Genomic DNA, 17,315 nt, shown 5'->3' with positions numbered 1-17,315 from the left:
GATCGCGTCAGCGAGTAGACCTTGGTGATGGAGGCGAGCCGATGAGGAAAGCTCCGCTCACGCTGGAACAGCTCCGGGTCGCCGTCGCCGAGGGCGAGATCGACACCGTGGTGCTCGCCCTGGTCGACATGCAGGGCCGGTTGCAGGGCAAACGGTTCCACGCCCCGTACTTCCTCGACCAGGTGGTCGCGCACGGCAGCGAGGGCTGCAACTACCTGCTCGCCGTGGACGTCGACATGAACACCGTCGACGGGTACGCGATGTCGAGCTGGGAGCGCGGCTACGGCGACTTCGCGATGCGCCCCGACCTGGTCACCCTGCGCCGGGTGCCCTGGCAGCCGGGGACGGCCCTGCTCCTGGCCGACCTGGAGTGGCTGGACGGCTCCGGCCCGGTGGCCGCCTCGCCCCGGCAGATCCTGCGCCGGCAGCTCGACCGGCTGGCCGCCCACGGGCTGACCGCGTACGCCGGCACCGAGCTGGAGTTCGTCCTCTACCGCGACTCGTACGAGGACGCCTGGCAGCGCGGCTACCGCGACCTCACCCCGGCCAACCAGTACAACGTGGACTACTCGCTGCTCGGCACCGCCCGGGTGGAGCCGCTGCTGCGCCGCATCCGGACCGCGATGGCCGGTGCGGGGCTCACGCCGGAGAGCGCCAAGGGCGAGTGCAACCTCGGCCAGCACGAGATCGCGTTCCGCTACGACACGGCGCTGACCTGTGCCGACCACCACGTCATCTACAAGAACGGGGCCAAGGAGATCGCCGCCCAGGAGGCCATGTCGATCACCTTCATGGCCAAGCCGAACGAGCGGGAGGGCAACTCCTGCCACATCCACTTCTCGCTGCGCGACGCCTCCGGCGCCTCGGCGATGCTGGGCGACGGCCCCGCCCGGCTGAGCGTCACCGGGCAGCGGGTGCTGGCCGGGATGCTCGCGACCATGCGGGAGCTGAGCCTCTTCTTCGCCCCGAACGTCAACTCCTACAAGCGCTACCAGCCCGGCTCGTTCGCCCCGACGGCGCTGCGCTGGGGGGTCGACAACCGCACCTGCGCGCTGCGGGTGGTCGGGCACGGGCAGGGCATGCGGGTGGAGAACCGGGTGCCCGGCGCGGACGTCAACCCCTACCTGGCCATCGCCGCGCTGGTTGCCGCGGCGGTGCACGGCGTCGAGCGCGAGCTGGAGCTGGGCGAGGAGTGCACCGGCAACGCGTACGACGACGCGGCGGCGCAGCGGGTGCCGGGCACGCTGCGCGACGCGCTCACCGGGTGGGAGAACTCGGCGGTCGCCCGGGACGCGTTCGGCGACGAGGTGGTCGCGCACTACGCCAACCAGGCCCGCGTCGAGCTCGCCGCCTTCGACGCCGCCGTGACCGACTGGGAGCTGCGCCGTGGCTTCGAACGCCTCTGAAGTGATCAACCCGGCCACCGGCCGGCCGGTGGCGCAGGTGCCGGCGACGACCCGGGAGCAGGTCGACGCGGCGATCGGGCGGGCGGCTGCCGCGTACGAGTCGTGGCGGGCGGTCGCGCCGGGAGACCGGGCGCGGCTGCTGCGGCGCTTCGCCGCGGTGGTCGACGCGCACCAGGAGGAACTGGCGCAACTCGAGGTGCGCAACGCCGGGCACACCATCGGCAACGCCCGCTGGGAGGCGGGCAACGTGCGCGACGTGCTCGACTACTACGCCGGAGCGCCGGAGCGGCTGACCGGGCGGCAGATCCCGGTGCCCGGCGGCTGGGACGTCACCTTCCACGAGCCGCTCGGCGTGGTCGGGGTGATCGTGCCGTGGAACTTCCCGATGCCGATCGCCGGCTGGGGCTTCGCGCCGGCGCTCGCCGCCGGGAACACCGTGGTCCTCAAGCCCGCCGAGCTGACCCCGCTGACCGCGCTGCGCCTGGCCGAGCTGGCGCGCGAGGCGGGCCTGCCGGAGAACGTGTTCACCGTGCTGCCCGGCTCCGGGAGCGTGGTGGGGGAGCGGTTCGTCACCCACCCGGCCGTACGCAAGATCTGCTTCACCGGTTCCACCGAGGTCGGTACCCGGATCATGGCCGGCTGCGCCGCCCAGGTGAAGCGGGTCACCCTGGAGTTGGGCGGCAAGAGCGCGAACCTGGTCTTCGCCGACGCCGACCTGGAGCAGGCGGCGGCCTCCGCGCCGGCCGCGGTCTTCGACAACGCCGGCCAGGACTGCTGCGCCCGCTCCCGGATCCTGGTCCAGCGCCCGGTGTACGACCGCTTCCTGGAACTGCTCGAACCGGCCGTACGCGACTTCCGGGTCGGCGACCCGGCCGCGGAGACCACCGAGATGGGGCCGCTGATCTCCGCCGCCCACCGGGACCGGGTCGCCGGGTACGTCGACGGGACGAAGGTGGCCTTCACCGGCTCCCGCCCCGACGGCCCGGGCTTCTGGTACGCCCCGACCGTGCTGCTCGCCGGGTCACCGGCCGACCGGCACTGGCGGGAGGAGATCTTCGGGCCGGTGGTGTCGGTGCTGCCGTTCGACGACGAGGCCGACGCAGTCCGGCTGGCCAACGACACCGAGTACGGCCTCTCCGGTTCGATCTGGACCCGGGACGTGGGCCGGGCGCTGCGGATGGCCCGGGCGGTCCAGACGGGCAACCTCAGCGTCAACTCGCACTCCTCGGTGCGTTACTGGACGCCGTTCGGCGGGATGAAACGCTCCGGGCTCGGTCGCGAGCTGGGCCCGGACGCCCTGCACGCCTTCACCGACGTGAAGAACGTCTTCATCAGCACCGAGGAGTGAACACGATGCAGGGTCGACTGACGGACCGGGTCGCGGTGGTGACCGGGGCGGGCAGCGGGATCGGGCTGGCGACCGTACGCCGCTTCGCCGCCGAGGGGGCACGGGTGGTCTGCGTCGATGTCGACGCCGAGGCCGGTGGGCGGGCCGCCGAGGAGGTCGCCGGCGAGTTCGTCGCCTGTGACGTGGCCGACGAGACGGCGGTGCGGGAACTGTTCGACGGGGTGGCCGCGCGGCACGGCCGGATCGACGTGGCCTTCAACAACGCCGGCATCTCCCCGCCGGAGGACGACTCGATCCTGGAGACCGGCCTGGACGCCTGGGAGCGGGTGCTGCGGGTCAACACCACCAGCGTCTACCTCTGCTGCAAGTACGTCATTCCGCACATGCGCCGGCAGGGTAAGGGTTCGATCATCAACACCGCCTCGTTCGTGGCGTTGATGGGGGCGGCGACCTCGCAGATCGCGTACACGGCGAGCAAGGGCGGGGTGTTGGCGATGACCCGGGAGTTGGGCGTGCAGTTCGCCCGGGAGGGCATCCGGGTCAACGCGCTGTGTCCCGGCCCGGTGGCCACCCCGCTGCTGCGGGAGTTGTTCGCGGCCGATCCGGAACGCGCCGCCCGTCGGCTGGTGCACGTGCCGATGGGCCGGTTCGGCGACCCGGCGGAGATCGCCGCCGCGGTGGCCTTCCTGGCCAGCGACGACGCGTCGTTCATGACGGCCGCGCAGTTCGTGGTGGACGGGGGCATCACCGGCGCGTACGTGACGCCGCTGTGAGTCGTCCCGCCTGGTGGTAAAGGGTGTCCCAGCCGGCCGGTGCCGGTGCGAGGATGCCGGCATGGGGAAGGTCTACCCGGAGATCGACGACCGGCTACGCGGCTTCATCGAGGAACAGGCGGTCTTCTTCGTCGCCACCGCACCCTCGGGGCCGGGTGGGCACGTGAACGTCTCGCCCAAGGGCATGCGCGGCACCTTCGCCGTCCTCGGTCCGCACCGGGTGGCCTGGCTGGACTGGCACGGCAGCGGCGCGGAGACCCTCGCCCACCTGCGGGACAACGGCCGGATCACGGTGATGTTCTGCGCCTTCACCGGCCCGCCGAAGATCGTCCGCCTGCACGGCCGGGGCGAGGTAACCCCGCGCACCGACCCGCGCTTCGCCGCGCGGCTGGCCGATTTCCCCGACCCGCCGGACCCGCACGCCGTCCGGTCGGTGGTCACCGTGGACGTCGATCGGGTCAGCGACTCCTGCGGCTACGGCGTCCCGTTGCTGGACTACCGGGGTGACCGTGACCTGCTGGTGCAGTGGGGCACCCGCAGGACGGAGGACGACCTGGCCGACTACCGGGCCAGGAAGAACAGCGCCAGCATCGACGGCCTGCCCGTCTTCTGACCGCCCGTCCTCCCACCGGCGTCATCGGTCGGGACGCCGGCGGTGACGCCGCGCCGGCGGCTGCGGGACTGAGCCCGACCGCCGCGGCACCCGACGGGCGCGGTGGTCAGTCCCGACGCAGCCAGGGCTGCTCGGCCAGGCCGGAGATCTCCAGCACCCGGGTCACCTGGCGTGACGGCAGCACGGCGAGCCGTTCCGGCAGGCGGTCGGCGAGCCGGACCACCGCGTGGATGGCGGCCGAGTCGAAGAACGTCACCCGGCGCAGGTCGAGGGTGACCCGCTCGGCCGGCTCCCGGAGCACGGTCTGCAGCATCGTGTCGGCGGTCGCCATGTCGACCTCACCGGTCACCACCACGCGCAGGTGCGCACCGTCGAGCTCCGCGCTCGCGGAGAAGACTGGAGGTGCACCCCGTTGATCCACGCCAGCCACAATGGCACAGCGTCGTTGCCGCGGCAACAAGCCGGGCGTACGGGTGCGTGGCGGGGATCACCCCGGCCCCGGCGATAGGCTTGTGGTCATGACTGTCCGTGCGCCGCTGACCCCCGGCACGCTCTCCCCGCGGCGAGCGGTGCCCGCCCACATCGTCCGACCGGAGTACGTGGGGAAGCCGCACCCCCGCCAGTGGCGCGGCTCGCACGTGCAGACCCCGGAGACCATCGAGAAGATGCGGATCGCCGGTCGGCTCGCCGCACAGGCGATCCAGCTGGCCGGCGAGCACTGCAAGCCCGGGGTGACCACCGACGAGATCGACCGGGTGGTGCACGAGTTCCTGGTCGACCATGGGGCGTACCCGTCGACGCTGGGCTACAAGGGCTTCCCGAAGTCCTGCTGCACCAGCCTGAACGAGGTGATCTGCCACGGCATCCCGGACTCCACCGTGCTGCAGGACGGCGACATCATCAACGTCGACGTCACCGCGTACATCGGCGGTGTGCACGGGGACACCGACGCCACGTTCTGCGTGGGCGAGGTGAGCGAGGAGGCCCGGCTGCTGGTCGAGCGGACCCACGAGGCGATGATGCGCGGCATCAAGGCCGTCGCCCCGGGCCGCCAGATCAACGTGATCGGCCGGGTCATCGAGTCGTACGCCCGGCGGTTCGGCTACGGCGTGGTCCGTGACTTCACCGGCCACGGCATCGGCGAGGCGTTCCACAGCGGCCTCTACGTGCCGCACTACGACAGCCCTCGTCCCACCGACGTGATGGAACCCGGGATGACCTTCACCATCGAGCCGATGATCACCCTCGGCACCCACCAGTACGACATGTGGGACGACGGCTGGACGGTGGTCACCAAGGACCGCAGGTGGACGGCGCAGTTCGAGCACACGATCGTCGTGACCGACGACGGCTACGAGATCCTGACCCTGCCGTGACCGCCGAGACTCCTGCCGCGCTGCGCGAGGCGCACCACGCCGACGTCTCCGGTGGCTGGCTGCGGCCGGCCGTGTTCGGCGCGATGGACGGACTGGTCACCAACATCGCCCTGATCGCCGGCGTCGGCGGTGGCGGCGTCTCGCCGCGCAGCATCGTCCTCACCGGCACCGCCGGTCTGGTCGCCGGCGCGATCTCGATGGGGCTGGGCGAGTACACCAGCGTCCGTTCGGCCAACGAGCAGGTCGCCGCCGAGGTGGCCAAGGAACGCCGCGAGCTGGAACGGCACCCCGAGGCGGAGGCCCGGGAGTTGGCCGAGGCATGGGTCGCCCGGGGCCTGCCGCGGGACCTGGCGACGCAGGTCGCCGACGCGGTCCGCCGCAACCCGGAGGAGGCCCTGCGGGTGCACGTCCGGGAGGAGTTGGGGGTCGACCCCGACGAGCAGCCCAGCCCGTGGGCGGCGGCGGTCTCGTCGCTGCTGTGTTTCTCGGTCGGGGCCCTGGTGCCGCTGGCGACCTACCTGCTCGGTTTCACCAGCCTCTGGCTGGCGCTCGCCGTCGGCGGGGTGGGGCTCTTCGCGGCCGGGGCGGTCGTCGCCCGGTTCACCAACCGGCCCTGGTGGCTCGGCGGCCTGCGCCAGTTGCTGCTCGGCGCGGCGGCGGCCGGCGCCACCTACGCCATCGGCGCCCTGATCGGCGTCCAGGGCGGCGTCGGCTGAGGTGCGGGTCGGCGGGAGTCAGTCCAGCCGGCGTTCCACCGCCAACCGGGAACGGGTGAACAGGCCCGCGCCGGCCATGGCCAGCAACGGCACCACCACCAGCACGCCCAGGGTCACCCAGGGCACCATGATCGGGTACGGCGTCTGCACCGGCCACGCGTCGGTGAGCTGCCGGTTGACCGAGGTCAGGATGACCGCCGCGGACCCGAGACCGGCCCCGATGCCCAGCACCGAGCCGAGCCCGGCGATCACCCCGGCCTGGCACACCGAGAGCACCCGGCGTACCCCCGGGCTCGCCCCGACGGCGGCCAGGGTGGACAGGTCCCGCCGTCCCTCGGCGGCGGCGAGCCCGGTGGCCACCCCGGCGGCCCCCACGGTGATCATGCCGGCCGCCACCGCCAGCAGCACCAGCAGCGGCTGCCGGCGCGGCTCGGGTGCCTCCGCCTCGACCATCGCCATCAGGTGCGCCAGTGGACGCAGCTCGGCGACGAGCCGCCGCTGCTGGGCGTCGGTCGGTGCGGTGCCGGTCGCCACCGCGTACCCCTCGGGGACGACGGCCAAGCCGAGCCGCCCGGCGAGCGGGGCCGACAGCGCCAGATGGTCCACCGGCAGGCCGCCGCGCAGCACGTACCCGGGAACCGCCGCGGTGGTCACCGCCGGCGGCTCGGAGCCGCCGTTGTTGCGGGTCATCGTCACCGTCACCCGGCCCTCGTGCAGGTAGCGCGGGTCGGTCACCACCGCGCCACCGGCCCGCAGCACGGCGCTCGCCCGGGCCACCTCCTCCGGCGGCGCGTCGGTGAGAGCGGGCAGCGCCGACCCGTCGGTCACCACGACCGGCAGGTGGTAACCCGACGGGTCGTGCGCCGGTGGCCGGCAGCGGGCATCGGCCAGTGCCTGCCGGCGTGCCTCGACCGAGCGGACCATCTCGGGCTCAAACGGGCAGAGCTGGTGGGGTGGCAGCACGGCGACGACGCTGCACCACTCGTCGTCCCGGACAGGTGGGGCGCACACCGGCCGGTCGATCCGGGCGACCGAGTCGGCGGCCAGCACGTGGCGGATCCGCTCGGTGACCGCCGGCAGTGGCGGCAGCTCGTCCTCCCGGGTGGGTAGCAACATCACGTGACCGGGAGGTATCCCGGGCCGCCACTGCGCCCTGGCGCGGGCCTCGTCGCTGGCCACCCAGACGCCGATGGCGACGCAGCCGGCGACCGCGGCCATGATGGCGGAGACCGCGGGGGCGGTGGAGGAGCGGTTCCGGCTGGCGTCGCGCAGCGCGATCCGGGGGGCCAGCGGCAGCGCCGGGCCGGCGCGCGCCAGCCAGGCGACCAGGGTGGGGGTGGTGAAGACCAGACCCAGCTCGCCCAGCACGATCCCGGTCAGCACCACCAGGGCGCTGCTGTGTTGCGCGCCGAGCGCGGCCGTGCCGGTGCCCACGGCGGTCAGCGCCAGACCGAGCAGCGGCCAGCGTCGCCGGTGCGGCGGCACGGTGCGCCGGCCGGCCAGACCCGCGACGACGTCCTGCCGGGCGGCCGTCCAGGCCGGCACCAGGGCGGCCAGCACCCCCGCCAGCACGGCCACCGCCGCGATCGCCGCCAACGCCGTGGGGAAAACGCGGTACCCGCCGGAGCGGTGCCCGTAGACGTTCTCCTCCAGCAGCGGCTGGGCCGCGAACGCGGCGGCCACGCCGAGCAGCAGACCGGCCGCGGCGCCGGCGAAGCCCAGCACCACCCCGTCGGCGAGCACGATGCGGCGTAGGTGGACCGCGTCACCACCGGCCACCGCGACCAGCGCGAGGTCCCGGCGGCGGCGTCGTACGCCGACCGCGAAGGCCGGCCCCACCAGCAGCACCACCTCCAGCAGGCCGAGGCCGACCACGAGCACCGCGCTGCCGGCCTCCTCGGCGTCGTGCACCGACAGCGGCAGGCCGTCGTCCGCGCCGATCTCCGTGGTGCCCGGTGCCGGGCCGCGGGTGGTCACCGTGACGCCGCGCGCGTTGAGCCGGCGGACCAGTGCCGCGTCCACCGGGCCCGGCAGGTCCGCCAGCCAGAGGCTCGGCCCGAGCTCGCCGGCCGGCACCCCACCCGGGTGCACCGCGATCACCTCGCGAAGCTCGTCGGGGAACTCGACCACGCCGACAACGGTGTACCAGCGTGAGCCGTCGGCCAGGACGACCTGGTCGCCGAGCGGCACCCCGAGCCCACGCAGTGCCGGCGCGGTGACGGCGATCTCGGTCGCGGCGGCCGGCACCCGCCCGGCGCGCAGCCGGACCGTCGAGCGGGCGAGCGGGTCGGTCAGGTCCAGTATCCGGGCCGAATAGGACTCCAGCTGGTCACCGACCCGCGCCTCGAACTGCGTCCACTCGACGGAGGCGACCCGGCTGCCGGGCGGAAGCAGGGCGAGGACTTCCTCGGCCCGCGCCGGGCGGGTGCGCTCCCGCCGCTCCCCGCCGGCGTCGAATGCCTCATCGCCCCAGATGTCCTGCACGATTGGGTTGTCGACGGTCCAGCGCAGTTCCGCGTCGGCGTTGCCGATCCGCTGACCGACGCGTTCGGCGTGGGTGAGCTCGGACATGTCGTAGCTGACCGCGGCGAAGGTCAACGCCAGCACCGGCAGGGCGATCATCGCCAGCACCAGCGCGGTGCGGCGGCGGGCCCGACGCGCCTCCCGCCGGGCGATGCGCAGCGCGGCGCGCCAGGAGCCGACCGTCTCGGCGAACCTGCCCCGGGGCCGGAACGCGGTCGGACCCGCAGTGTCGTCGGCGGACATGGGGCGCGTCGCCGGCCCGGCGGCGAGGCCGCCTCCGCGGTTTTCGCCTGTCGCCGGCTTCGCCGGTGAGGGCCCCGGCCTCACCGGCCGCTGCCGGAGAGCAGTTGCTCGACGCTGGGCAGGGGCACGGTCGCGTCGACCATCACCCCGTCCCGGAGGAACACCACCCGGTCGGCCCAGCCGGCGTGCCGCGCCTCGTGGGTGACCAGCACCCCGGCCGCGCCCGCGTCGACCCGGCGGCGCAGCAGATGCAGTACCGCCTCCCCGGTCTGCGAGTCCAGGGCGCCGGTCGGCTCGTCGGCCAGCACCAGCCGGCGTTCGCCGACCAGCGCCCGGGCGATCGCCACCCGCTGCTGCTGGCCGCCGGACATCTGGTCGGGGAAGCGTCCGCCCAGCCCGGTCAGGCCGACCTCCTCCAGCGCGACCATGGCCGCCCGGCGGGCCGCCCGCACCCCCACCCCGTCCAGTTCCAACGGCAGCGCCACGTTCTCGGCGGCGGTGAGGCTGCCCAGCAGATTGAGGTTCTGGAATACGTAACCGATCCGGCGGCGGCGCAGCCGGGCCAGTTCCTGCCGGTCGAGCGCGCCCAGCGACTCTCCCTCGACCAGCACCTCACCGGCGGTGGGGCGGTCGAGTCCACCGGCGAGCGTGAGCAGGGTCGACTTGCCGGAGCCCGAGGGGCCCATCACGGCGACCAGTTCGCCCGGCGCCACGCTCAGACTCACCCCGCGTAACGCGTGCACCGCGGCCTCGCCGCCGCCGTGGGTGCGGTGCACGTCGCGCAGGTCGAGTACGGGTCGACCCACCTCGATCACCGGTGGATCTCCTGGTCGGTGTGCTCGTGCGCGTGCTCGGCGCCGGCGCGTGCGACGCCACCGGCCGATGCGGCGGGACGGTAGCGCACCAGGCTCGTCTCGCAGTGGTCCAGCCAGCGGATCTCCGCTTCGGCCTGGAACACCATCGCGTCCAGCACCAGCCGCCACGGCAGGTCCTCCGGCTTGTCGCTGGCGTACTTCAGCCGGGTCAGCTCCTGCAGGGTGCGCATGGTGGCGCTGCGTTGGGTCTGCACCACGGCCCGCACGTCCACCCCGGGTGTGGTCATCGCCAGGGCCAGCTTGATCGACAACTCGTCGCGCGGGCGGTCGGCGCGGCTGATCGGGGTGGCGAACCAGAGCGCCAGGTCGGCCCGCCCGGCGTCGGTGATCTCGTACGGCCGCTGCCCGCCCTCGTGTTCGGGCAGTGGCCGGACCAGTCCGTCGCGTTCGAGCCGGTTGAGGGTGGTGTACACCTGTCCGATGTTCAGCGGCCAGGTCGAGCCGGTCGACTCCTCGAAAGCGGCACGCAACTGGTAGCCGTACATCTGGCCGCGCTCGAGCAGGGCGAGCAGGCCGTGACGGATGGACATGGCAACGGAGTATGCATACCTCGTATGCGGAGCGCAACCGGAACGGCCTGGCCCGCGACCTGACGGTCGGGGTACGGCGTGCCGGAACGACCCGGCCGGGGCTCAGCGGGGCCGGCCGGGAAAGGCCACGGTGACCGGGGTGACCCGGGCGGCCCGCCGCCAGCGGGTGGCCCGCACCGCGCAGTCGGTCAACGCGTTCAACGCCCGGGTCCGCTCCGTTCCGCTGGTGACCGGCAGCGCCGCCCGCCAGAAGGCGCCCGTCCGCTCCTCGATCTCGACCGCCAGCCGCAACGCGCCGGCCCGGTCGGTCACGGGAAATGGCAGGGCATACCCGGCGCGGTCCGCGGGAAGCTGTCCGCCGTCCCCGCTGAGCTGGAGCACCAGCGCGTCCCGGCGGGCCCGGTGCGCGGCCTCGGCCGAGCGGGCCGCACGCCGCTCGGCGTCGCTGAGCCGTACCCCGATCGGGCCGTAGGCGTAGATCGCCGCGTACTCGGCGCTCAGCGCGTCGGCGAGCGCCTGCCGGGCGTCGGCCGGTGCCAGGCGGCGGCTCACGTCAGCGCCTCCACGTGGGTGGCCCGAGCGGCGGCGACCGACCCGAGCAGCGCGGCCCGCTCGCCGGGTGCCGCCACGCACGCCTTCGCGGCGGACTGCCGGCCCCGCTGCTCGGCCTCGCGCAGCGCGGCGAGCAGTGCGGCCCGGTCACCCGGTGTCGCCGTCGGCGTCGTACCGGTCGGGGTCGCGCCGGAGGGCTCCGGACGCCCGATCAGCCGGCGTATCTCGGTGGCGTGCGCGGCGTGCGCCTCGGCGATCGGGGTGAGCCGGTCGGCCAACGCCGGGTCGGCGGCGATGGCCGCCCGATGCCGCGCGGCCAGCTCGCGGGACTCGTCGGCGAGGGACTCCAGCGGGTCGGGCGGGGGTGCGGGTTCGTCGCCGTCGAAAAGATCACAGCCGGCCAGCGGCCCGGTCGAGCCGCCCACCGCCAGGAGCGCGCCCGCCCGCAGCACCGTCCGCCGGGTTCGCCCCGATTCACCGCTGGTCGCGGTTCTTCTGCCCGTCGCCACCGGACAAGTCAACACCATCGACGGGGTCGGGTGGGCGACCGGCGTCGGTGCGCCGCGCGGGCCACCGCCCCGGTGGCGCGTTACGCTCTGCGCAACCACCGGGCGCGACCGCCCCGGTGGCGTCCGGCGTGGCGGCTGTGGCCGCCGTACCAGCAGGGTATGGCGACCGTGGGGTCGCCGCCGTCACAGCAGAAGGGGCGCCAGATGACGCAGCGTGGTCGGGCTGCCCGGCCGACCGGGCCGGCGGGACGATCCCGTCGTACCGACGGCTCCCGGGGCTCGGATCGCGCCGGCGCACCCCGGGGCGATCTCGCCGCGCGGCGGGCCCGGCTGCGCGAGGTGATCGAGCCGGTGGTCACCCGGGAGGGGTACGACCTGGAGGACCTGTCGGTCTCCCGGGCCGGCCGGCGACACGTGGTGCGGGTGATCGTGGACGCCGACGGTGGGATCAACCTGGACGCCGTCGCGGACGTCTCCCGCGCGGTGTCGGCGGCGCTCGACGCGGCCGAGGAGTCCGGCGGCGACATCGTGGCGGGGGAGTACCAGCTCGAGGTGAGTTCACCGGGCGTGGACCGGCCGCTGACCCTGCCCCGGCACTGGCGACGCAACGTCGGCCGACTGGTCAGGGTGACCGTGCGGGGCGCTGCGCCGGGACGCGACGGGCAGCCGACCGGGGACCGCCAGGTGACCGGCCGGGTGACGGCGGCCGACGACGAGCGCGTGGTGCTGGAGGCCGACTCCGGCCGCAGCGAACACCGGTACGCCGAACTCGGCCCCGGCCGGGTGCAGGTCGAGTTCAGCCGCCTCGACGAGGCGGACGGGTTCGACGGTGCCGGCGAGGACATCGACGATGATGACGACGAAGATGATGTGGAGGACGAGGAGAGGTGAACATCGACCTCGCGGCGCTGCGCGCACTCGAGCGCGAGCGGGAGATCCCGTTCGACACGATCCTCGCGGCGATCGAGACCGCGCTGCTGACCGCCTACCGGCACACCGAGGGCGCCGAGCCGCACGCCCGGGTGGAGATCGACCGGAAGACCGGGGCGGCCCTGGTGTACGCCCAGGAGGTGGACGCCGACGGCATGGTGGTGCGGGAGTGGGACGACACCCCGCACGACTTCGGCCGGATCGCGGCGATGACCGCCAAGCAGGTGATCCTCCAACGGTTGCGGGAGGCCACCGACGAGGTGCACTTCGGCGAGTATGTCGGCCGGGACGGTGACCTGGTCACCGGTGTGGTGCAGGCGCACGAGGCCCGCAAGGAAAAGGGCATCGTCAGCGTCGACCTGGGCAAGCTGGAGGGGGTGCTGCCGCAGTCGGAGCAGGTCCCCGGGGAGCGGTACGAGCACGGTGAGCGGATCCGCTGCGTCGTGGTGCACGTGACCAAGGGGATGCGCGGTCCGCAGATCACCCTCTCCCGTACGCACCCGGCGCTGGTCAAGAAGCTCTTCGCGCTGGAGGTGCCGGAAATCGCCGACGGCACGGTGGAGATCGGCGCGATCGCCCGTGAGGCGGGTCACCGTACGAAGATCGCGGTGCGGTCCACCGTCCAGGGCGTGAACGCCAAGGGTGCCTGCATCGGCCCGATGGGGCAGCGGGTGCGTGCGGTGATGAGCGAGCTGCACGGTGAGAAGATCGACATCATCGACTGGTCGGACGATCCGGCGACCTTCGTCGGCAACGCGTTGTCGCCGGCCAAGGCGCTGCGGGTCGAGGTGGTGGATCTGGCCACCCGGACGGCGCGGGTGACCGTACCTGATTTCCAGCTCTCGCTCGCGATCGGCCGCGAGGGGCAGAATGCCCGACTTGCGGCGCGACTGACCGGTTGGCGGATCGACATCCGGTCCGACGCGGAGCAGTCGGGCGCCGGTGGCCGCAGCGGAGCTGATCACGTCCCGGAGCCGGGCGGAGCGATCTCGACGAGCTAGGGGTAGACTTCCTCCAGTGGTACGACGCGCGCAGCCGGAGCGCACCTGTGTGGGTTGCCGGCAACGCGCGCCGGCCAGCGAATTGCTGCGGATCGTCGCGGTCGGTGACGGGGCTGATGTCAGCCTCCGCCCCGATCCGGCCCGCGGTCTGCCGGGTCGGGGCGCGAACATGCATCCTGATCCGGCCTGCTTCGCCCAGGCGGTGCGGCGTCGCGCCTTCGGGCGTGCGCTGCGGGTGGCCGGGGTTCCCGACCACGGTGCCGTCGCGGAGTACGTCGACGCGCCAACCACTACGTCCGGTCAACCCGACCGGGCGAAGGTCGCTAGCAAGGTAGGACGACCGACATGAGCACACGATGAAGCGTCAGAAATGACCAGGCTTCAAGTGCAGGAGTGAGGTCGCTGCGGGTGCTGCCCGCACGACCTCGGAGTGAGGAGTGCAGTGGCAGGTAAGGCCCGCGTACACGAGCTTGCTAAGGAGCTCGGGGTCGAAAGCAAGACCGTTCTCGCCAAACTCAAGGAGATGGGCGAGTTCGTGAAGTCCGCGTCCAGCACCGTCGAGGCGCCCGTCGCCCGACGGCTGCGTGGCGCATTCGTCGCGTCCGCCGGAAACCAGGTGCCGTCCGCCCCGTCGGCGGCAGCTGCGGGTCCGACCCCGACCCCGACGCCGTCTCCGGCCCCGAGTGCCCCCCGGGTCTCGGCGAAGCCCGCGCCGCCCCGGCGGCCCGGACCGCCGACTCCCGGGCCGAAGCCCAAGGGTCCGGTTCCCGGCCCGCCGCAGGCGACTCCGGTCGCCAAGCCGGCGAGTGCCCACGACATCGAGGTGGCGGCCGCCGAGGCGCGTGCCGCCGCGCTGAAGGCCGAGCAGGAGGCCGCGGTCAAGGCCGCACAGGCCGCCCGCCAACAGCAACGCGAGAACGTCCGTCGTGAACCACCGACCGAGGGCGGTCCGCGGCCCGGCCCGCGTCCAGGGCCGGGTGCCATGCCGCCCCGTCCGGGTTCCCCGGCCGCCGGTCGTCCCGGCGCGCCGGCCCCGGGTCCGGGCACTCGTCCGGGCGGTCGTCCGCCGGCGCGCGGCGCCGGTAACAACCCGTTCGGTATCCAGGGTGGCCAGCAGCAGCGGCCCCCGGCCGCCGGTGCCGGCGGTCCCCGGCCGAGCCCGTCGGGCATGCCGCCGCGGCCCAGCCCGGCGTCCATGCCGCCGCGGCCGAGCCCGGCCTCGATGCCGAGCCAGCGGCCCACCACGGGTCGCCCCGGTGGCCCCGGCGCGGGTCGTCCCGGTGGCGGCGCCGGTCGCCCCGCTGGCGGTGGCGGTGGCGGTGGCTTCCGCGGCGGTCCCGGTGGCGGTGGCGGTGGCGGTGGCTTCCGCGGCGGTCCCGGTGGCGGTCCCGGTGGCGGTGGCGGTGGCTACCGTGGTGGCCCCGGTGGCGGCGGCGGTGGCGGCGCTCCGGGCGGCGGGTTCCGTCCGGGTGCTCCGGCCGGTGGCGGTGGCCGCCCCGGTGGTGGCGGTCGTGGCCGTGGCGGCGGTGCCGCGGGTGCCTTCGGGCGTCCGGGTGGCCGGCCGACCCGGGGCCGCAAGTCCAAGAAGCAGCGCAGACAGGAGTTCGACAACCTGTCGGCCCCGACCATGAGCTCGGGCGCGCCCCGAGGTCAGGGTCAGGTCGTCCGGCTCTCCCGTGGCGCTTCGCTGTCGGACTTCGCCGACAAGATCAACGCCAACCCGGGTTCGCTGGTCCAGGAGATGTTCAACCTGGGCGAGATGGTCACCGCGACCCAGTCCTGCTCCGACGACACCCTGCTGCTGTTGGGTGAGCACCTCGGCTTCGACGTGCAGATCGTCAGCCCGGAGGACGAGGACCGCGAGCTGCTCGCGCAGTTCAACATCGACCTCGACGCCGAGGTCGCGGAGGACCGCCTGGTCAGCCGTGCGCCGGTGGTGACCGTCATGGGTCACGTCGACCACGGTAAGACCAAGCTGCTCGACGCGATCCGCAAGGCGAACGTGGTGGCCGGCGAGGCGGGTGGCATCACCCAGCACATCGGCGCCTACCAGGTCCACGTGCCGCACGAGGGCGAGGACCGCGCGGTGACCTTCATCGACACCCCGGGTCACGAGGCGTTCACCGCCATGCGTGCCCGTGGTGCCCAGGTCACCGACATCGTGGTGCTGGTCGTCGCGGCCGACGACGGTGTGATGCCGCAGACCATCGAGGCGCTCAACCACGCCAAGGCGGCGGAGGTGCCGATCGTGGTCGCGGTCAACAAGGTCGACAAGCCGGAGGCCAACCCGGACAAGGTCCGCCAGCAGCTGACCGAGTACGGCCTGGTCGCCGAGGAGTACGGCGGCGACACCATGTTCGTCAACGTGGCCGCGAAGCCGGGCATCGGCATCGACGACCTGCTTGAGGCGGTTCTGCTCACCGCCGACGCGTCGCTGGAGCTGACCGCTCCGATCGACGGGCCGGCGCAGGGTGTGGCCATCGAGGCGCACCTGGACAAGGGCCGTGGTGCGGTGGCGACCGTGCTGGTGCAGAAGGGCACCCTGCGGGCGGGCGACTCGATCGTCGCCGGTGGGGCGCACGGCCGGGTCCGGGCGATGCTCGACGAGAACGGCAACCAGGTCGTCGAGGCCGGTCCGGCCCGTCCGGTCCTGGTGCTCGGTCTGACCGCGGTCCCGGGTGCGGGTGACACCTTCCTGGCCGCCGCCGACGACCGGACGGTGCGCCAGATCGCCGAGCAGCGGCAGGCACGGCGGCGGGCGGCCTCGTTCGCCAACTCCCGTGGCCGGGCCACGCTCGAGACGCTCATGGAGCAGCTCAAGGAGGGCGAGAAGACCTCGCTCAACCTGGTGCTCAAGGGCGACGTCTCCGGTTCCGTGGAGGCCCTCGAGGACGCGCTGTTCAACCTCGACATCCCGGAGGAGGTCCAGCTCAGGATCATCCACCGGGGCGTGGGTGCGATCACCGAGAGCGACGTCATGCTGGCCAGCGCCTCGTCCGAGGCGGTCACGATCATCGGCTTCAACGTGCGGGCCGCCAACAAGGTCCGCGAGATCGCCGACCGCGAGGGCGTGGAGATTCGGTACTACACCGTCATCTACCAGGCCATCGAGGAGATCGACGCCGCGCTCAAGGGGCTGCTCAAGCCGGAGTACGAGGAGGTCGAGCTGGGCAGCGCGGAGATCCGCGACGTCTTCCGCTCGTCCAAGATCGGCAACATCTCCGGTTGCATCGTCCGCTCCGGCATCATCCGCCGCAACGCCAAGGCGCGGCTGCTGCGGGACGGGGCGGTCGTGGCGGACAATCTCACGATCAGCTCCCTCAAGCGGTTCAAGGACGACGCGACGGAGGTCCGCGAGGGCTTCGAGTGTGGTCTGACGCTGGGCGGTTTCAACAACGTCCAGGTCGGCGACATCATCGAGACCTTCGAGATGCGGGAGAAGCCGCGCGCCTGATCCCGGGCTGACACAACGATCAAGGGGTTTACGCCGGTACCGGCGTAAACCCCTTGATCGTGTCCGGAGGTGACCGTAATGTCCGGGGCGATGTTCACCGGAACCGCGGTCTTCGACCTGCTGCTGCCGGGCGACTCCCGGTCGCTCAAAGCCAAGAGATCATACGTCCGGCCGATCGTGGCGGCGCTGCGCCGTTTCGAGGTGTCGGCCGCCGAGGTGGGAGCGCTCGACCTGCACGGTCGGGCCGAGATCGGGTGTGCCGTGGTGGCCGCCGAGGCGTCGCACGTCCGCGAGGTGCTGGACTCGTGCGAACGCCTGGTCGCCACCCGTCCCGAGGTGGAACTGCTCTCGGTACGCCGCCGCCTGCACGGCCCCGAGGACTGACCCCCACCCTCGTTCTTTCCCCTCTCCCTCGCCCCGGTGGTCATGAGGTTCACGTCCACGATCCGCCGTGACGGGGCCGCAG

At 73.3% G+C, this 17,315-nt stretch carries 17 protein-coding genes; 11 read left to right on the top strand and 6 right to left on the bottom strand.

The features are described 5' to 3' along the window. Positions 1 to 41 precede the first annotated feature (41 nt). The 4 genes from E1182_RS10295 to E1182_RS10280 all read left to right on the top strand — a co-directional run bounded on the left by E1182_RS10295 (position 42) and on the right by E1182_RS10280 (position 4,140). Positions 42 to 1,406 carry a glutamine synthetase family protein gene (locus E1182_RS10295; RefSeq protein ID WP_132263429.1) on the top strand — a complete coding sequence of 455 codons (1,365 nt, stop codon included), beginning with the start codon at positions 42 to 44 and terminating at the stop codon, positions 1,404 to 1,406. Continuing rightward, complete coding sequence (locus E1182_RS10290) at positions 1,387 to 2,754, top strand: aldehyde dehydrogenase (protein ID WP_132263427.1); 1,368 nt, start codon at positions 1,387 to 1,389, stop codon at positions 2,752 to 2,754. Before E1182_RS10295 ends, E1182_RS10290 begins: the two co-directional genes overlap by 20 nt. Positions 2,755 to 2,759: 5 nt before the next feature. After that, complete coding sequence (locus E1182_RS10285) at positions 2,760 to 3,527, top strand: 3-oxoacyl-ACP reductase (RefSeq protein ID WP_132263424.1); 768 nt, start codon at positions 2,760 to 2,762, stop codon at positions 3,525 to 3,527. A gap of 61 nt (positions 3,528 to 3,588) precedes the next feature. Continuing rightward, positions 3,589 to 4,140, top strand: a complete 552-nt coding sequence (locus E1182_RS10280) for a pyridoxamine 5'-phosphate oxidase family protein (protein WP_132263422.1) — start codon at positions 3,589 to 3,591, stop codon at positions 4,138 to 4,140. Positions 4,141 to 4,246: 106 nt separating this feature from the next. Here E1182_RS10280 and E1182_RS10275 read toward each other — a convergent pair whose 3' ends face one another. Beyond that, the gene (locus E1182_RS10275; protein ID WP_132263420.1) at positions 4,247 to 4,561 is read right to left on the bottom strand and encodes an STAS domain-containing protein; all 315 of its coding nucleotides are present in this window, start codon (positions 4,559 to 4,561) and stop codon (positions 4,247 to 4,249) included. Positions 4,562 to 4,658: 97 nt separating this feature from the next. Between E1182_RS10275 and map the strand changes: the two genes are divergently transcribed. Continuing rightward, on the top strand, positions 4,659 to 5,516 hold the full coding sequence (map, locus tag E1182_RS10270; RefSeq protein WP_132263418.1) for a type I methionyl aminopeptidase: 858 nt from the start codon (positions 4,659 to 4,661) through the stop codon (positions 5,514 to 5,516). After that, complete coding sequence (locus E1182_RS10265) at positions 5,513 to 6,232, top strand: VIT1/CCC1 transporter family protein (protein ID WP_132263416.1); 720 nt, start codon at positions 5,513 to 5,515, stop codon at positions 6,230 to 6,232. The genes map and E1182_RS10265 overlap by 4 nt, the downstream gene beginning before the upstream one ends. 18 nt (positions 6,233 to 6,250) lie before the next feature. Here E1182_RS10265 and E1182_RS10260 read toward each other — a convergent pair whose 3' ends face one another. The 5 genes from E1182_RS10260 to E1182_RS10240 form a co-directional block, all read right to left on the bottom strand. Then, the gene (locus tag E1182_RS10260) at positions 6,251 to 8,998 is read right to left on the bottom strand and encodes an FtsX-like permease family protein (protein ID WP_132263413.1); all 2,748 of its coding nucleotides are present in this window, start codon (positions 8,996 to 8,998) and stop codon (positions 6,251 to 6,253) included. Positions 8,999 to 9,078: 80 nt separating this feature from the next. Then, the gene (locus E1182_RS10255; protein WP_207921344.1) at positions 9,079 to 9,804 is read right to left on the bottom strand and encodes an ABC transporter ATP-binding protein; all 726 of its coding nucleotides are present in this window, start codon (positions 9,802 to 9,804) and stop codon (positions 9,079 to 9,081) included. 5 nt (positions 9,805 to 9,809) lie between these two features. Then, on the bottom strand, positions 9,810 to 10,403 hold the full coding sequence (locus E1182_RS10250; RefSeq protein ID WP_243706141.1) for a PadR family transcriptional regulator: 594 nt from the start codon (positions 10,401 to 10,403) through the stop codon (positions 9,810 to 9,812). Between the two features lie 102 nt (positions 10,404 to 10,505). Continuing rightward, positions 10,506 to 10,955, bottom strand: coding sequence for a ferritin-like domain-containing protein (locus E1182_RS10245; RefSeq protein ID WP_132263411.1), 450 nt, complete (start codon positions 10,953 to 10,955; stop codon positions 10,506 to 10,508). After that, on the bottom strand, positions 10,952 to 11,407 hold the full coding sequence (locus tag E1182_RS10240) for a hypothetical protein (protein WP_207921343.1): 456 nt from the start codon (positions 11,405 to 11,407) through the stop codon (positions 10,952 to 10,954). The genes E1182_RS10245 and E1182_RS10240 overlap by 4 nt, the downstream gene beginning before the upstream one ends. Before the next feature lie 261 nt (positions 11,408 to 11,668). Between E1182_RS10240 and rimP the strand changes: the two genes are divergently transcribed. From rimP to E1182_RS10215, 5 genes are all read left to right on the top strand, one after another. Next, complete coding sequence (gene rimP / locus E1182_RS10235; protein ID WP_132263408.1) at positions 11,669 to 12,355, top strand: ribosome maturation factor RimP; 687 nt, start codon at positions 11,669 to 11,671, stop codon at positions 12,353 to 12,355. Beyond that, a complete protein-coding gene (nusA, locus tag E1182_RS10230; protein WP_132263405.1) occupies positions 12,352 to 13,395 on the top strand; it encodes a transcription termination factor NusA in 1,044 nt (347 codons plus the stop codon). The genes rimP and nusA overlap by 4 nt, the downstream gene beginning before the upstream one ends. A 16-nt stretch (positions 13,396 to 13,411) precedes the next feature. Then, the gene (locus E1182_RS10225) at positions 13,412 to 13,744 is read left to right on the top strand and encodes a YlxR family protein (protein ID WP_132263402.1); all 333 of its coding nucleotides are present in this window, start codon (positions 13,412 to 13,414) and stop codon (positions 13,742 to 13,744) included. 93 nt (positions 13,745 to 13,837) lie between these two features. Continuing rightward, complete coding sequence (infB, locus tag E1182_RS10220; RefSeq protein ID WP_132263400.1) at positions 13,838 to 16,849, top strand: translation initiation factor IF-2; 3,012 nt, start codon at positions 13,838 to 13,840, stop codon at positions 16,847 to 16,849. A gap of 90 nt (positions 16,850 to 16,939) precedes the next feature. Then, a complete protein-coding gene (locus E1182_RS10215; RefSeq protein ID WP_132263457.1) occupies positions 16,940 to 17,233 on the top strand; it encodes a DUF503 domain-containing protein in 294 nt (97 codons plus the stop codon). Positions 17,234 to 17,315: the final 82 nt, after the last annotated feature.

The organism is Micromonospora sp. KC721 (genome assembly GCF_004348355.1).
GTDB lineage: Bacteria > Actinomycetota > Actinomycetes > Mycobacteriales > Micromonosporaceae > Micromonospora.
The sequence above is the reverse complement of the archived record's forward strand: the minus strand, read 5'-3'. Positions and strand labels throughout refer to the sequence as shown.

Bases quoted from the DNA above. Each gene is read 5' to 3' on its own strand.
- E1182_RS10280 (WP_132263422.1), top strand. From the start codon at position 3,589: ATGGGGAAGGTCTACCCGGAGATCGACGACCGGCTACGCGGCTTCATC.
- E1182_RS10260 (WP_132263413.1), bottom strand. From the start codon at position 8,998: ATGTCCGCCGACGACACTGCGGGTCCGACCGCGTTCCGGCCCCGGGGC.
- E1182_RS10250 (WP_243706141.1), bottom strand. From the start codon at position 10,403: ATGTCCATCCGTCACGGCCTGCTCGCCCTGCTCGAGCGCGGCCAGATG.
- E1182_RS10215 (WP_132263457.1), top strand. From the start codon at position 16,940: ATGTTCACCGGAACCGCGGTCTTCGACCTGCTGCTGCCGGGCGACTCC.
- E1182_RS10285 (WP_132263424.1), top strand. From the start codon at position 2,760: ATGCAGGGTCGACTGACGGACCGGGTCGCGGTGGTGACCGGGGCGGGC.
- rimP (WP_132263408.1), top strand. From the start codon at position 11,669: ATGACGCAGCGTGGTCGGGCTGCCCGGCCGACCGGGCCGGCGGGACGA.
- E1182_RS10295 (WP_132263429.1), top strand. From the start codon at position 42: ATGAGGAAAGCTCCGCTCACGCTGGAACAGCTCCGGGTCGCCGTCGCC.
- map (WP_132263418.1), top strand. From the start codon at position 4,659: ATGACTGTCCGTGCGCCGCTGACCCCCGGCACGCTCTCCCCGCGGCGA.